Here is a 435-nt window from a genome sequence, read left to right as displayed (position 1 = left end):
GGGTGAGCGCGAAGAACCTGCGTTTCGTCTCGTTGCTTGGCGGCCTGACACGAAACTACGGCGCCAATCCCTATGACGTGATGCATCGCATCGCCGAAAAGACCGGCGCCCATGCCTATGTCATGCCGGTTCCCTTTTTCGCCAATACCGGCGAGGACCGTGAAGTGCTGAAGGCGCAGCGTGCCGTCAAGGAGGTCTTCGACCTTGCTAATAACGCCGACCTGAAGCTCGTCGGCCTGGGAACTGTCGATGCCGAGGCGCAGCTTGTTTTGTCCGGCATGGTTGAACCCGGTGAAATTGACGACATTGCCGCGGCAGGCGGCGTCGGCGAAATCCTCGGACATTTTTTCGACGCCGATGGCCACATCCTCGATACCGCGCTGACGGCGCGCACGCTCTCTGCGTCTTTCCCCAAGACCAAGAAAGAGCGGCTTG

At 60.0% G+C, this 435-nt stretch carries 1 protein-coding gene; it reads left to right on the top strand.

Annotated elements, in window-relative coordinates; translation table 11 throughout:
- A partial coding sequence (locus AF337_RS06540; protein ID WP_280138830.1) for a sugar-binding domain-containing protein occupies window positions 1-435 on the top strand: 435 nt, incomplete at both ends.

Origin of the sequence: Rhizobium ecuadorense, assembly GCF_001187535.1 — a bacterium.
Classification (GTDB): Bacteria; Pseudomonadota; Alphaproteobacteria; order Rhizobiales; family Rhizobiaceae; genus Rhizobium; species Rhizobium ecuadorense.
Note: the sequence above shows the minus strand (reverse complement) of the source record. Positions and strands in the feature narration are given on the sequence as shown.